Source organism: Neisseria sp. HMSC068C04 (assembly GCF_001810105.1).
Lineage (GTDB): Bacteria > Pseudomonadota > Gammaproteobacteria > Burkholderiales > Neisseriaceae > Neisseria > Neisseria flavescens_B.
Genome location: NZ_KV799956.1, coordinates 79,849 through 94,994 on the forward strand (window position 1 = coordinate 79,849; position 15,146 = coordinate 94,994).

General features: G+C 49.4%; 15 protein-coding genes. 9 read left to right on the plus strand and 6 right to left on the minus strand.

The features are described 5' to 3' along the window. Positions 1-11: 11 nt before the first annotated feature. From HMPREF2700_RS06395 to trmA, 6 genes are all read left to right on the plus strand, one after another. On the plus strand, positions 12-995 hold the full coding sequence (locus HMPREF2700_RS06395; RefSeq protein ID WP_070591075.1) for an asparaginase: 984 nt from the start codon (positions 12-14) through the stop codon (positions 993-995). Positions 996-1,007: 12 nt separating this feature from the next. Continuing rightward, positions 1,008-1,775 (plus strand): TatD family hydrolase, encoded by a 768-nt coding sequence (locus tag HMPREF2700_RS06400; RefSeq protein ID WP_070591040.1) that lies wholly within the window; start codon positions 1,008-1,010, stop codon positions 1,773-1,775. A 286-nt stretch (positions 1,776-2,061) separates the two neighbouring features. Further along, complete coding sequence (locus HMPREF2700_RS06405) at positions 2,062-3,330, plus strand: NRAMP family divalent metal transporter (protein ID WP_070591042.1); 1,269 nt, start codon at positions 2,062-2,064, stop codon at positions 3,328-3,330. A gap of 156 nt (positions 3,331-3,486) precedes the next feature. Continuing rightward, positions 3,487-4,563, plus strand: a complete 1,077-nt coding sequence (gene prfA / locus HMPREF2700_RS06410; RefSeq protein WP_070591043.1) for a peptide chain release factor 1 — start codon at positions 3,487-3,489, stop codon at positions 4,561-4,563. 161 nt (positions 4,564-4,724) lie between these two features. Beyond that, positions 4,725-6,227 carry a phosphate acetyltransferase gene (gene pta, locus HMPREF2700_RS06415; RefSeq protein ID WP_070591045.1) on the plus strand — a complete coding sequence of 501 codons (1,503 nt, stop codon included), beginning with the start codon at positions 4,725-4,727 and terminating at the stop codon, positions 6,225-6,227. Positions 6,228-6,344: 117 nt separating this feature from the next. After that, positions 6,345-7,427 carry a tRNA (uridine(54)-C5)-methyltransferase TrmA gene (trmA, locus tag HMPREF2700_RS06420; protein ID WP_070591046.1) on the plus strand — a complete coding sequence of 361 codons (1,083 nt, stop codon included), beginning with the start codon at positions 6,345-6,347 and terminating at the stop codon, positions 7,425-7,427. Positions 7,428-7,496: 69 nt separating this feature from the next. Here trmA and HMPREF2700_RS06425 read toward each other — a convergent pair whose 3' ends face one another. Then, positions 7,497-8,537, minus strand: a complete 1,041-nt coding sequence (locus tag HMPREF2700_RS06425; RefSeq protein WP_049335428.1) for a zinc-dependent alcohol dehydrogenase family protein — start codon at positions 8,535-8,537, stop codon at positions 7,497-7,499. Between the two features lie 162 nt (positions 8,538-8,699). On the opposite strand from HMPREF2700_RS06425, the gene mutY reads away from it, so the two are divergent. Then, positions 8,700-9,734, plus strand: a complete 1,035-nt coding sequence (gene mutY / locus HMPREF2700_RS06430) for an A/G-specific adenine glycosylase (RefSeq protein WP_070591048.1) — start codon at positions 8,700-8,702, stop codon at positions 9,732-9,734. A gap of 6 nt (positions 9,735-9,740) precedes the next feature. Here mutY and HMPREF2700_RS06435 read toward each other — a convergent pair whose 3' ends face one another. Next, positions 9,741-10,097 (minus strand): hypothetical protein, encoded by a 357-nt coding sequence (locus HMPREF2700_RS06435; protein ID WP_036473192.1) that lies wholly within the window; start codon positions 10,095-10,097, stop codon positions 9,741-9,743. A 3-nt stretch (positions 10,098-10,100) separates the two neighbouring features. Beyond that, positions 10,101-10,298: a zinc-finger domain-containing protein gene (locus HMPREF2700_RS11420; RefSeq protein ID WP_003745781.1), complete on the minus strand. Its 198-nt coding sequence runs from the start codon at positions 10,296-10,298 to the stop codon at positions 10,101-10,103. A 107-nt stretch (positions 10,299-10,405) separates the two neighbouring features. Here HMPREF2700_RS11420 and HMPREF2700_RS06445 point away from each other — a divergent pair, with 107 nt between their 5' ends. Then, the gene (locus tag HMPREF2700_RS06445) at positions 10,406-10,906 is read left to right on the plus strand and encodes a DMP19 family protein (RefSeq protein WP_083303964.1); all 501 of its coding nucleotides are present in this window, start codon (positions 10,406-10,408) and stop codon (positions 10,904-10,906) included. Positions 10,907-10,969: 63 nt separating this feature from the next. On the opposite strand, the gene HMPREF2700_RS06450 is transcribed toward HMPREF2700_RS06445, so the two are convergent. Further along, complete coding sequence (locus tag HMPREF2700_RS06450) at positions 10,970-11,743, minus strand: M48 family metallopeptidase (RefSeq protein ID WP_003745777.1); 774 nt, start codon at positions 11,741-11,743, stop codon at positions 10,970-10,972. Between the two features lie 108 nt (positions 11,744-11,851). Further along, a complete protein-coding gene (locus tag HMPREF2700_RS06455; protein WP_193388251.1) occupies positions 11,852-12,784 on the minus strand; it encodes a serine hydrolase in 933 nt (310 codons plus the stop codon). Positions 12,785-13,073: 289 nt separating this feature from the next. Between HMPREF2700_RS06455 and clpX the strand changes: the two genes are divergently transcribed. Beyond that, positions 13,074-14,339: an ATP-dependent Clp protease ATP-binding subunit ClpX gene (clpX, locus tag HMPREF2700_RS06460; RefSeq protein ID WP_070591051.1), complete on the plus strand. Its 1,266-nt coding sequence runs from the start codon at positions 13,074-13,076 to the stop codon at positions 14,337-14,339. Between the two features lie 204 nt (positions 14,340-14,543). Here clpX and HMPREF2700_RS06465 read toward each other — a convergent pair whose 3' ends face one another. Further along, on the minus strand, positions 14,544-14,876 hold the full coding sequence (locus tag HMPREF2700_RS06465; RefSeq protein WP_070591052.1) for a hypothetical protein: 333 nt from the start codon (positions 14,874-14,876) through the stop codon (positions 14,544-14,546). Positions 14,877-15,146 lie beyond the last annotated feature (270 nt).

The window sequence follows — 15,146 nt, forward strand, 5'->3', positions numbered from 1 at the left end:
CCAAAAATACCATGAAACAAAAAATCTTCGTCCTCTACACCGGCGGCACCATCGGCATGACCCAAAGCAGCACTGGTCTGCGTCCTGACACCGCTCTCGTTGATAAAGCCCTTACCCCCTTTTCAGACGGCCTTGATTTCGAATGGCACGTTTGCCAGCCGCTCATCGATTCTTCCGCAGTAACGCTGCAAAACCAACGCGACTGGCTGGAACTTATTATCGCCAAGCTGCCTGACTATGACGGCATTTTGGTGCTTCACGGTACGGATACCATGGCATACACTGCCAATCTCTTCGCCCTTTCGCTGCAAGGTTTGGACAAACCCGTTATCCTGACCGGATCGCAATGGCCTTACGATGCTGCCAACAGCGATGCGCCGCGCAACCTTGCTACTGCCGTTTCCGCCTTCTCGCTCAAACTCAAACAAGTGGCGATTGCCTTTGACGGCAAACTCTTCCCCACCATCGGCAGCAGCAAGGTCAGCACCGAGACCGCCGCAGGTTTCGACAACCTGCATTTTGGCGCACTCGCCGAATGGGAGGAAAACAAAGGTTGGCACAATATCCGTACCGCCCCGACCCAACATTCAGACGGCCTCAAACCGCGTCTTCCAAATCCTGAAGCCAAAGTTTCCGTCCGCACGCTGATTCCCGGTTATGCCGCGCAAGAACTTTCAGACGGCCTGCCCCACCTTTCCGCCCAAGCCCTGATTTTGCAAAGCTACGGCCATGGCAATGCGCCGAGCGACGATGCGTTTGTCCGAGCCGTACAAGCCTTTACGCAACAAGGCAAGTTACTGCTCAACATCAGCCAAGTGCCGCAAGGTTGCGCCGCCGCCGTCTATGCCCAAGGCGATGCTTTACGTCAGGCAGGTATTATCAATGGCGGCAAATGCAATCTCGAAACCGCCACTGCGCTGATGACCCTTGCCGTATCGCATGACTGGAATGCGGATAAGATGCAACAAGAATTGCGACAATTAAATCTGCTGTAACCGCCATTAAACATGACTTTCACCGACACCCACTGTCATCTTGCCGATCCTAAACTTGCCGACACGCTGCCTGCCGTACTTGCCGAAGCGCAAGCCGTCGGTGTAGCGCGTTTTATCGTACCGGCTACGTCTCCCAAGGATTGGCAGGCAGTGGCGCAGTTGGAGAGGCCGTCTGAAAACATCCATATCGCTTTGGGTATTCATCCGTGGTTTTCAGACGGCCTCAACGAAGCGGCATTCCAAGAGTTAGAGTCCGAACTGATCCAACATCCACAAGCATGGGTTGGCGAAATCGGCTTGGATTTTTATGGCAAAGAGCAAACCCAAGCGCAACGCGGCACGCAGACCGACGTCTTTATCCGCCAACTCATCCTCGCCCAAAACCTCAATCGCCGCGTCATTATCCATAATCTGAAAGCCACCGCCGCTATTGCCGCCGCTGTCAAAACCGCCGGTTTCACACGAGGCGGGATTGTTCACGCCTTCTCCGGCAGCGTAGAAGAAGCGCGGATTTTGGTGAAACTCGGCTTCAAAATCGGCATAGGCTCGCTGTTACTCAATCCCAATGCCAAAAAAGTCCGTGCCGCCTTACAAGCTTTAAATGACACGGATTTCGTTCTCGAAACCGACAGCCCTTTTATGCTCGGCCATGAAACCAATACACCAGCCAACATCCGCCGTATTGCCGAAATTGCCGCCGAACTGCGCGGCATACCGCTGGCACAACTGGCTGAAATCACCGAGCAAAACGTGGATTCCCTGCTCCATACTTCCCCTTAATATACCGACCTCAAGGCATCAAAAAGCCTTGCCCTGCCATTTCGTTTCCAAACCGACACATTCTGCCCTCCCTACCCCATATTCATGAATAAAAAGCGATACAAGGTCGTCTGAAAAAATGTTTTTGGCACAAAATATCGTTCATTCCACCATTTCAGCTTTTTAAAACCGTATTTTCCCTTTGATTGATAAAAAGTATTACGCATATTATTGGGCAAACTTTTTATTTACGTTAAAATATGCTTTTTTTGACAATAAGGCCGTCTGAAATAGGCGGAAAATACTTATGGCAGAACAACATACACACTCCTCTACCTGGCAGAGCAAAATTAATGCCCTCGGCCCGGGCATCATGATGGCTTCGGCGGCAGTCGGCGGCTCGCACCTGATTGCCTCCACGCAGGCAGGTGCGCTTTACGGCTGGCAGCTTGCATTGATTATTATTTTGACCAACCTGTTCAAATACCCGTTTTTCCGCTTCAGCGCACATTACACGCTGGACACGGGCAAAAGCCTGATTGAAGGCTATGCCGAAAAAAGCCGCGTTTATTTGTGGGTATTTTTGATTTTGTGTATTGCATCGGCAACGATTAATGCCGGCGCGGTCGCCATCGTTACCGCCGCCATCGTCAAAATGGCAATTCCATCACTGATTCTCGATACCGGTATAGTGTCCGCCATGATCATGGCTTCCTGCCTGCTGATTTTGGCAAGCGGTCGCTATAAAGCGTTGGACAACGTTTCCAAAATCATCATCGTCAGCCTGACCATTGCCACCGTCGCCGCGGCAGCCGTGGCCATGTCTCGAGGTATGCAGATGAAGCCCGACTTTATCGAGCCTACCCCATGGACGTTGACCGGTTTGGGCTTCTTAATCGCACTGATGGGCTGGATGCCTGCGCCGATTGAAATTTCCGCCATCAACTCTTTGTGGGTAACCGAAAAACAACGCATCAACCCTTCCAGCTACCGCGACGGTATTTTCGACTTCAACGTCGGCTACATCACCAGCGCAGTGTTGGCCGTCGTCTTCTTGGCCTTGGGTGCATATGTCCAATACGGCAACGGCGAAGCCGTACAAATGGCCGGTGGCAAATATGTCGGCCAGCTGATTAATATGTACGCCGTGACCATCGGCGACTGGTCGCGTCCGTTGGTGGCATTTATCGCCTTCGCCTGCATGTACGGCACCACCATTACCGTAGTGGACGGCTACGCACGCGCGATTGCCGAACCGGTACGCCTACTGCGCGGCAAAGACAAAACCGGCAATGTCGAATTATTTGCTTGGAACGTCTGGGTTGCAGGCTCGGGCTTAGCTGTGATTTTCTGGTTCAACAGCGCGATGGCCGAGCTGCTCAAATTCGCCATGATCACCGCCTTCGTTTCAGCCCCTGTGTTCGCTTGGCTGAACTACCGCCTCGTCAAAGGCGACAAACGCCACAAACTGACCATGGGCATGAACTTCCTCGCCATCCTCGGCTTGATTTACCTGACCGGATTTACCGTTTTGTTCCTACTGAACCAAACAGGCATCTTGGCTGCGCCTAAATAAGCCCATACTAAAAAAGGCCGTCTGAAACTCAAAAACAGGTTTCAGACGGCCTTTCCAATCAATCATATCTTTTTGAATTTTCATTCAAACCCATTATAATAACTCCTTATTTCGCCGTTGCAGACCACTCGACGGCATCCGTATTTTGGAAAATTTATGAAGCCGTCTATCTTAGAAAAACTACAACAACTCAGCGACCGACTGGAAGAAGTCACCCACTTGCTCGGTCAGCCTGAAGCCACGTCCGACATGGACAACTACCGCAAACTCACACGCGAACACGCCGAACTGACCCCCGTTGTGGAAGTCTTCCAAAACTATCAGCTGGCGCAAAGCGACTTGGCAGATGCCGAAGAAATGCTGTCCGACCCTGAAATGAAAGACTTTGCCACCGAAGAAATCGAAGCAGCCAAAGCCAAAATCGACGAACTCGATACCGAGCTGCAAAAACTGCTGCTGCCCAAAGATGCCGACGACGATAAAAACATCTTCATCGAAGTGCGCGCTGGTACCGGCGGCGACGAAGCCGCGCTGTTTGCTGGCGATTTGCTGCGCATGTACAGTCGCTACGCCGAGCGCAACCGCTGGCAGGTTGAAATCGTTTCCGCCAACGAAAGCGAATTGGGCGGCTATAAAGAAGTCATCGCCCGCATTATCGGCTTGGGCGCGTACAGCCGTCTGAAATTTGAATCCGGCGGCCACCGCGTGCAGCGCGTCCCTGCCACCGAAAGCCAAGGCCGTATCCACACCTCCGCCTGTACCGTCGCCGTCATGCCTGAAGCGGACGAACTCGAAGACATCGAATTGAACCCAGCCGATCTGCGCATCGATACCTTCCGCGCATCTGGCGCAGGCGGTCAGCACATCAACAAAACCGACTCCGCCGTCCGCATCACCCACTTGCCGACAGGCATGGTGGTCGAATGCCAAGACGGCCGCAGCCAACACGCCAACAAAGCGCAGGCGATGAAAGTCCTCGCCGCCCGCTTAAACGATGCACAAAAACGCGAAGCCCAAGCCAAAGAAGCCGCCGAACGCAAATCCCTGATCGGCAGCGGCGACCGCAGCGAGCGCATCCGCACCTACAACTACCCACAAGGCCGCGTGACCGACCACCGCATCAACCTTACCCTGCACAAACTGGATTTTGTGATGGACGGTGATTTGGAAGAAATCACCAATGCCCTGATTGCCGAGCATCAAGCCGAGCTTTTGGCAGCAATGGGGGATTGATGAATTTGGTCCATTGCGTTTATACTTTTCAGACGGCCTGATGACATATGTCAATATGACCGTGAATACATTAAAGAAACTTCAATCCTGAAGTATTAAAATGCAGCACCAGCTGCGCCACAGCAACACCCTTCTACAATTAACGAAAGAGAGGACACAAAATGGCAAAAATCCTGATCGCACCGGTATCTACCGGTCTAAGCGCCGATGCAGCGGCAAAAGCATTTGCAGCGGCATTGAATGCGCAAGTTTTCCAAGCCGTTGACTCCACTACAGAAGCCCTGTTGGCTCAAGGCAAGAGCGACGACTGGTTTGACGCGCTTGTCGGTAAAGTTGCAGCATTAAATGCAGATAACCTCGTTATCGAAGGCATCACTCCTGATGCGGACAAATTGTTCTTGGCAGGCAAAAATGTCGAATTGGCGCTGTCTTTGGACGCAGGCGTTGTATTGGCGCTGAAATCCGATAACACCGATGCAGCCGCCGTCGCCCAACAATTAAACCTTGCTAAACAGCTCTACACCAACTCTCCAGGCTTATTGGAAGGTTTCATCATTGACGGCGCAGCCGCAGCTTTAGGCGCACAAGTTGCCGAGCAAACCGGCCTGACTTTCTTCGGCTCCAGCGACAAACTGCAAGACGTATCCGCTTTGGCCAAACGCGAAGCCAAACGCCTGTCTCCAGCCCAATTCCGTTACAACCTGATCGATTTTGCCCGCAAAGCCGATATGCGCATCGTTCTGCCTGAAGGCGCAGAACCGCGCACCGTCGCCGCTGCCGCTATCTGTCACGAAAAAGGCATCGCCCGTTGCGTACTGTTGGCTACCCGCGAAGAAGTTGAGGCCGTAGCAAAAGAACGTGGCATCAACCTGCCTGATTCTTTGGAAATCATCGATCCTGCTTCCTTGGTTGAACAATACATTGAGCCGATGTGCGAATTGCGCAAATCCAAAGGCCTGACTCCTGAAGACGCACGCAAACAGCTGCAAGACACCGTCGTACTCGGTACCATGATGATGGCTCAAAACGACGTAGACGGTTTGGTTTCCGGCGCAGTCCACACTACTGCCAACACCATCCGCCCTGCCCTGCAACTGATTAAAACCGCCCCGGGTGCAAGCCTCGTATCCAGCGTATTCTTCATGTTGCTGCCTAACCAAGTATTGGCATTTGCCGACTGTGCGGTTAATCCAAACCCAACTCCGGAACAACTGGCCGACATCGCCATCCAATCTGCCGACAGCGCCAAAGCCTTCGGTATCGATCCAAAAGTGGCCATGATTTCCTACTCTACCATCAACTCAGGCAGCGGCCCTGATGTCGATGCAGTGATCGAAGCAACCAAACTGGCTAATGAAAAACGTCCTGATTTGGCCATCGAAGGTCCGTTGCAATACGACGCGGCTACCGTTCCATCAATCGGTCAATCCAAAGCTCCGGGCAGCGCTGTTGCCGGTCAAGCAACCGTTTTGGTTTTCCCAGACCTCAATACCGGCAACTGTACTTACAAAGCCGTACAACGCAGCGCCAACGTCCTGAGTGTAGGCCCGTTGTTGCAAGGTTTGCGCAAACCGGTTAACGACTTGTCACGCGGCGCATTGATTGAAGACATCGTCTTCACCATCGCCCTGACTGCCGTTCAAGCCAAACAAATGCAAGGCTGATTGACAAGCTGATGCTTTGAAATCAAAGGCCGTCTGAAACCGATGTTTCAGACGGCCTTTCGTATCTTTGCGCCAACTATATTATAATTCGCCATTATTTTCTAAAAGACTGCCCCAATGACTGCCTACCAGCAACAACTAGCCGATAAAAAGCAATATCTTCAGCAACTTTTCCAAGGACTGGATTTCCCTGAAATCGAAGTCTTTGAATCTCCGGAACAGCATTACAGAATGCGCGCCGAGTTCCGTATCTGGCATGAGGGCGGAGAAATGTTTTACGCCATGTTTGAGCGCGGGCAAAAGGCAAGCGGGGCGAGCCTGATCCGTTGCGACCAATTTCCTGCCGCGTCCGAATCTATCAATGCCTTGATGCCGAAACTAATTGAAGCCGCATCTAATCATCCCGAGTTGAAAAACCGCTGGTACGCCGTCGAATTTTTGTCCACTTTAAGCGGCGAAATGCTGGTTACCATGATTTACCACAAGAAGCTGAACGAAGCATGGCAACAAGCCGCGCAAGAGTTGGCACACAATTTGGGCATCCACATCATCGGCCGCAGCCGCGGACAAAAAATCGTATTGAGCCAAGATTTTGTGACCGAAGCGTTGGAAGTCAACGGCAAGACCTTCCGCTATCGTCAAATCGAGGGCAGCTTTACCCAACCCAATGCCCAAGTGTGCCAAAAAATGCTGACTTGGGCGTGTGATGCCGCGCAAAACTTAGGCAAAGACCTGCTTGAGCTGTACTGCGGCAACGGCAATTTCACCCTGCCGCTTTCACAACATTTCAATCAAGTGTTGGCGACCGAAGTTTCCAAAACTTCCGTCAATGCCGCCCAATGGAATATTGAAGCCAACCAAATTACCAATCTCAAAATCGCCCGCCTGTCCGCGGAAGAGTTTACCGAGGCCTACACACAAAACCGTGAATTCCGCCGCCTGCAAGAACAAGGCATCGACTTGAAAAACTATGATTTTTCAACTATTTTCGTTGATCCTCCACGCGCCGGTGTTGATGATGAGACGCTCAAATTGGTTGCCCGATTCGACAACGTCCTCTATATTTCCTGCAATCCTGAGACCCTGCGCACCAATCTTGATACGCTCTGTCAAACCCATACCATCGAACGCGCCGCCCTGTTCGACCAATTCCCATTTACCCACCATATCGAAAGCGGCGTTTGGTTGAAGAAAAAATAAAATCATACAAAAAGGCCGTCTGAATGTTCAGACGGCCTTTAATTAACGGCATATTAAGCGATTTTCAAATCAATCCGCTTCCAAAACCACTTTCATGGCTTGGTTTTCAGCAGCATGCTTGAATACATCGTAAGCTTTTTCCAATTCGCTGAATTTGAAATGGTGGGTCATCATTTTGGTGTAATCCACTGAGCTGCTGGAAATGGCTTTCATCAGCATTTCGGTGGTATTGGCGTTAACCAGGCCGGTAGTGATGGCAAGGTTTTTGATCCACAATTTTTCCAGTTTGAAATCAACGGATTGACCATGTACACCAACCACAGCGATATGGCCACCGGGTTTCACGATGTCTTGGCACATATTCCAAGTCGCAGGAATACCGACCGCTTCGATGGCGCAATCTACGCCGTCTTCGCCGACAATAGCGGCAACTTGCTTGCTCACATCGCCGGAAGCAGGGTTGATGGTATGGGTCGCGCCCAATTCTTTCGCCAGTTTCAAGCGGTTTTCGTCCATATCGCAAACGATGATGGCGGCAGGGCTATACAGTTGCGCGGTCAGCAACGCTGACATACCGACAGGGCCGGCGCCTGCAATGAATACGGTATCGCCAGGTTTCACATCACCATATTGCACGCCGATTTCGTGGGCGGTAGGCAAGGCATCGCTCAACAGCAGGGCAACTTCTTCGTTGACGTTGTCAGGCAACGGAACCAAGCTGTTGTCGGCATAAGGCGTACGGACGTATTCGGCCTGAGTACCGTCAATCATATAGCCCAAGATCCAACCGCCGTTGCGGCAGTGTGAATAAAGTTGGATTTTACAGTTATCGCAAGTACAGCATTTGCTGACACATGAAATAATGACTTTATCACCGACTTTGATGTTTTTTACAGCATCGCCGACTTCTTCTACAATACCGATGCCCTCATGACCGAGAATACGACCGTCGGCAACTTCAGGGTTTTTACCCTTCCAAATACCCAAGTCAGTACCGCAAATCGTGGTTTTAACGATTTTGACGACTGCATCGGTCGGATCGATAATTTGAGGGCGGGGTTTTTCTTCGAAACGAATGTCGTTTGCGCCATGATAAACCATTGCTTTCATGTGAATCTCCTTGAACGGTTAATAAATTTTAACAATACAGCGTAAATCCACGTTAACTATATTTATATACCCCTCCACCAGATAAGTCAATTCTGATTATTATTTCGTATGTTATATTGTAACATACTGTTTTAAAAATAAATAACTAAAAAGTAAATATTAATGAACACACACACATCCTTTGCAAGACGACTCATCAATTGGCAGCGCCAACACGGCCGCCACAACCTGCCTTGGCAGGTCAAAGATCCTTATTCTGTCTGGCTTTCAGAAATCATGCTCCAACAAACGCAGGTTGCTACCGTATTGGACTACTATCCGCGTTTCTTAGCCAAATTCCCGACCGTGCAATCGCTTGCCGCCGCGCCGCAAGACGAGGTTTTATCCTTGTGGGCAGGCTTGGGCTATTACAGCCGCGCACGCAACCTGCACAAAGCAGCGCAACAAGTCGTCGGACAATTCGGCAGTATCTTTCCATCCGATCGCAAAGACTTGGAAACACTCTGCGGCGTAGGCAGAAGTACTGCCGCCGCCATTTCTGCCTTTGCTTTCAACCGACGCGAAACCATCTTGGATGGCAACGTCAAACGCGTTCTCTGCCGTGTCTTTGCCCAAGACGGCAATCCGCAAGACAAAAAATTTGAAAACTCGCTTTGGACGCTTGCCGAAAGCCTGCTGCCGTCTGAAAACGCCGATATGCCTGCCTATACACAAGGACTGATGGATTTGGGCGCAACCGTCTGTAAACGGACAAAACCTTTGTGCCATCAATGCCCGATGGCAGAGATCTGCGAAGCAAGAAAACAAAACCGCATTGACAAGCTGCCCCGCAAAAAAACCGCACCCGAAGTGCAAACCCTACCGCTTTATTGGCTGATTATTCATCACACTGACGGCGCATTATTGCTTGAAAAACGCCCTGCCAAAGGCATTTGGGGCGGTCTGTATTGCGTACCCTGTTTTGAAAAATTAGACGATTTGTATGCTTACGCCGAGCGCTTCGGCATTGTTTCAGACGGCCTTGAAGAACAAACCACGTTTACCCACCGCCTGACCCACCGTTTATTGATGATTACCCCTTTTCAGACGCAACAAAGGCCGTCTGAACATCTTTCAGACGGCCTTTGGGTATCATTGGAACATTTGGCGGATTATGGTTTGCCCAAACCTTTAATCAAATATTTGGCTAATGGATAAACCGCCCTATTCCACAATCTCTTTAAATACAACTTCTTTTCCGCCGCGAATCAGTACGGCAAACCCATCGCCAATTTGCCAACGCGAGCTTGGATTAGCGTACTCGACGCCTTGACTCCGCAAGCGGACTTGCACCAGTTTCTCAACCGTATTGCCTTCACGCAGCTCAACCATCATCGGGCTGTGGCTGTTGATATAAATTGCAGTAATCGTCCGACCTTGTGCGGATTGATAACGGACAGAATACGTCTGCGCCTGTGCAATGACCGGTAACGGTGCATCAGGGCGCACGGCCTTATACGAACCGCATGCAGCGCACAAACTCACGCACAAAGCGCAGATGATTTTATTCAACATAGGCATAGATCAGTAATGGTGATGCGGAATCTCGCCATCAAGACGGTAATAAGTGCCGCAATACGGGCATTCAATCTCACTGTTGGACTGAATCGGCAAGAACACACGCGGATGGCCGTTCCACGTTTCATGATTAGGGCCGGAGCAATGCAGCGGCAAATCCTGCGGCTTGATGACTACAACGTTTTTTTCAGACTGTGTACTCATGGTTTGGTTCCTCACTATGTTTTCTTATCTTCCGATATTGTAAAGCAAAACGGCCGCCAGGTTCAGACTGAAAACATTATATAATCACTTTTTTCAGATGGCCTTTGATGATTATGACTACCCCGCTCCGCCTTCAAGATTTCGATACTTCCGATTCCGCTTCATTTCTTTATACACTCAGCGCAGCCTATTTGGACCACACCGAACAGGCAGGCGACGAGGAAATGTCCGGCCTCAACGACGAACAGCATACATTGACTGCCCTTTGCTACCTCGACAGCCAGGTTCAAGAAGGCGGCTTTGTACAGCTTATCGCTTCAGGATACGGAGAATACATCTTCGGCAATCCGGTTGCCGACAGCCTGCGCCGCTGGCGCATCAAGCCGATACCGAAAATCTTAGACAAAGCCAAAGCCCTGTACGAAAAACACGGCGAAGCCATTGAAAAAATGGCAGACGAGCAAAGGGATTTCGACGAAATCCGCAAAGCTTTTCCCGATTTTGAAGAGCTTGACGGCGATTATTATGATGTTGCCGACGAAGACTTGGAAACCGCAGCAGCCTACGTTCAGGCAAATTGGGATAAATTTGCCAAACTGTCAGGCTGAAACCATAAAACTTTGCCGGTTTGAATCATCTGTTCAAACCGGCAAAATCATCAATATGTCAAATTAACGTTTGTTTTTCTGATAAATCGGCATCACTTCAGGCAACATTTTGCGGATTGCATTGATACGCGCCTGATTGGTCGGGTGAGTCGACAAAATAGACAATGAGCTGCCACCCTGTACTTTGTTCATTTTTTCCCACACGCTTACCGCAGCCTCAGGATTGTAGCCTGCTTCAGCCATCAAACGCACACCGCCGGCATCCGCTTCGCTTTCCTGATGGCGTGAAAACGGTTTGGTCGCCAACAAATCTGCACCCAAGCCGACCAAATCACCATCCACACCGGTTGAGCTGGCCAAAATCGAACCGCCCAAGCCGGTCAATACTTGTCCGCCCAAAGCTTTTTTACTGTGCTCCAACAAAGCATGGGTCATTTCATGGCCGACAACGGCGGCAATTTCATCATCCGTCAGCTTCAATTTTTCTACTATGCCGGTGTACACGGCCATTTTACCGCCCGGCATTGCCCATGCGTTCATTTCATCACTGCGGATAACGTTCATCTGCCAATTGAAAGGCACGCCGGTTTTGTTGGCGCGCTCAGCATGAGGACGCAGACGTGCAAACACGCGTTGAACGCGTTGAGCAGTTGGAGATGAAACATCCAAAGCTTTTTGACCACGCGCATTTTGAATGACTTGTGAGTAACTTTTAGCCGCGTCTTCATTCAAAGTCGCAGTATCGTAGCCAACCATATCCGCTACAGAAGTACAGCCGGTCAACGCCAAAATTACGCCCATGCCGGCCCAATATTTTTTATTCCATTTTTTCAACATGTTTTCTCTCTGTGTTTTTAAGTTAATGTAACGACATTGTACCCAAATTTAATACACTTTACACAAAAGGCCGTCTGAACGGTTTCAGACGGCCTTTAAGCGTAACATTTAAGAACGGCGCTGCAACATCCAAGACTCAATCTTACGCGCATCGTTCACGCGGGTTGTAGAAGACGGAGAGTTGAGCAATACGATGGTAATCGGCTGATTCTGTACATTGGCCTTAACCACCATAGAACGTCCTGCCTCGCGGATATAGCCGGTTTTCTGCAATTCGATATTCCAGCTGCCCTCACGCACCAAGGCATTGGAGTTTTTGTAGTTTTGACGACCGTTTGCCGTCCAAACCGAGCCGTAATTTGAAGTCGAATTTTTGCGGATCAGAGGATATTTGCTGGCTGCCGCAACCATGCGGTTCAAATCACGCGCAGTTGAAACGTTTTGGAAATTCAAACCGGTAGGCTCATAGAAACGGCTGCTGGTCATACCCAAGCTTTGCGCTTTGGCATTCATTGCCGCAACAAACGCGCTCATACCGCCCGGATAAGTACGGCCCAACGCATGAGTAGCACGGTTTTCACTGCTCATCAGGCTCAGGTGCAACAGTTCGCCGCGTGTCAGCGTCGTGCCGATGCTCAAACGGCTGCCCGTACCTTTCAAACGGTCGATTTCAGCCTCGGTAATCGTAATAGGCTCGTTCATATCCAGATGCGCATCCAAAACCACCATCGCGCTCATCAATTTGGAAATAGAGGCAATCGGCATGACACGATCAGGGTTTTTCTGATACAGCACTTCACCGGTTTTATTATTGAAAATCAAAGCAGATTGCGAAGACAGTAGAGGACCTGCCAAAGCGGCTTGAGCTTCGACTTGGTCGGCATGACTCAATGCAAAAGCTTCCAGCGGGTCATTTTGCACAGGGAAATTTTGCTCCAAAAATTGTCCCAATACATCCATATCATCGGCAACGGCAGGCGCAGAAGCAAAGGCCAATGCCACACCTGTCCATACCATTCCTAAAGTTTTATAGAATTTCATATCTGCCAATTCAAAAAAATACATTTAATTCAACATTCTGTTAAATTTTTCGCTAATTGTAAAGCGAGTTGAGAAAACTTTGCGTTTGTTTGCGAGATATTCAAATCCAACGTCCGCATCTGTTTCTTAGACGATACGGCACAATGCCTGCTCTGATTTGAAAAAACACAAGATAGTCATTATACTTAGGCTCCTTTGTCAGAGGCATTCCCTCAATCCGGCAATCCGCCCGAAATATCTGTTCCCCCTTTACAACACAGCCTCCATACAACCATACGAAGAAATTATTATGTCTGAAGAAAAACGCACCTGTTCATTCTGCGGGAAGTCCGAAAACGACGTTAAAAATCTGATCGAAGGCGAACACGCCTTCATCTGCAACGAATGTGTAGAAACTTGCGGCATAATGCTGCAGGACAACGAATCCGGCGAGATTGAAAACGAGCTTGCCAAAGCGAAAGAAGAAAACGCTGAGAAAAAACTGCCTACCCCGGCCGAAATCGTTGCCAACCTCAACGACCACGTTATCGGTCAGGAACACGCAAAAAAAGCGTTGGCGGTATCGGTTTACAACCACTACAAACGCCTGCGCCACCCGAAAGCGGAGGGCAAGGTTGAATTGTCCAAGTCCAATATCCTGCTCATCGGCCCTACCGGCTCAGGTAAAACCCTGTTGGCGCAATCTTTGGCGCGCAAACTGGATGTACCTTTTGTCATGGCGGATGCCACAACTTTGACCGAAGCAGGTTATGTCGGTGAAGACGTCGAACAAATCATCACCAAACTTTTGGGCAAATGTGATTTTGACGTTGAAAAAGCCCAACGCGGCATCGTTTATATCGATGAAATCGATAAAATTTCACGCAAAAGCGACAATCCATCCATCACGCGCGACGTATCCGGCGAAGGTGTGCAACAAGCCTTGCTGAAACTGATTGAAGGCACGGTAGCCAGCGTTCCCCCTCAAGGCGGCCGCAAACATCCGAACCAAGAATTCATCAACGTTGATACCACCAACATCCTCTTTATCTGCGGCGGCGCATTTGCCGGCTTGGAAAAAGTCATCCGCCAACGCACTGAAAAAGGCGGTATCGGCTTTGGTGCGGCGGTACACAGCAAAGATGAAAACGCCGATATTTCAGCCCTGTTTGAAACAGTCGAGCCTGAAGACTTGATTAAATTCGGTCTGATTCCCGAGCTTATCGGCCGACTGCCCGTAATCGCCACATTAGCAGAATTGGACGAAGATGCTTTGGTCAACATTTTGACCGAACCGAAAAATGCCTTGGTTAAACAATATCAAACCTTGTTTGCAATGGAAGATGTCGGTCTTGAGTTTGAAGAAGATGCTTTGCGCAGCATCGCCAAACTGGCGATGGAACGTAAAACCGGTGCGCGCGGCCTGCGCTCTATCGTCGAACGCTGCCTCTTGGACACCATGTACGCCCTGCCAGATTTGAAAGGCGTAGCAAAAGTCGTCATCAATAAAGAGGTCGTTGAAAAAGGCGATCAGCCAAAACTTTTCCGCGAAGACGGCAGCGAATATAAGCAATAAGGCCATTCCCTAAAAAGACGTGTACCCGTTATACGTCTTTTTTATTTTTTAATAAAACCAAAAGCATATCTTTGAATAATGGTCATATACATAAAAAACAAAGGCCGTCTGAAATATACTCAGACGGCCTTTGTTTTCAAGTTGCTCTAAGTCTGTCTTCATCTGGAGTATTGATAAGAGTGACTTCCTTGAATTTTATGAAGCTTATTTTTTTGCTTTCTTAGCAGCTTTTTTAGCAGGAGCAGCTTTGTCGGCAGGCTCAGAAGCTGCAGCTTCAGGAGCAGTAATTTCAGGAGCAGCTACAGGCTCAGATGCAGCAGGCTCGGAGGCAGCTGATTCAGCCGTACGTTGATAGCCTTTACCTTTCATGCAGGCATCAAATACAGCGCGGTCAGCATTTTCACCAGATGCTTGTTGACATTGAGTCATTGCTTCTTCAACAGTGATGCGTGGCGCGGCCGCTTCTTCAGGTTTGGAAGAAGAACAAGCTGCCAACATCAAGCTACCGGTTGCCAGAGCGATTAATAAAGTTTTCATAATTGTATATTCCTAAATTTTGATTTTATGGTTTACCGTTAAACGGGAGATACAGGCTACAAAACAAGCTCTGCACCTCAATATTGAGTACGTGAGTACAATTTAGTTTCATTTCAACCTGTAAGTTTTTGATAAATTAATTCTATTGACGTTAAGACAAATGCTTAATTCCCAATAAACTCAAAACCTTGCAGGCCAGTAAATTTTTCTGCTTTTGAACTGTAAAAATATCAAAACATGGCTGTTCCTAGCCGCAACCATCATTTGGGG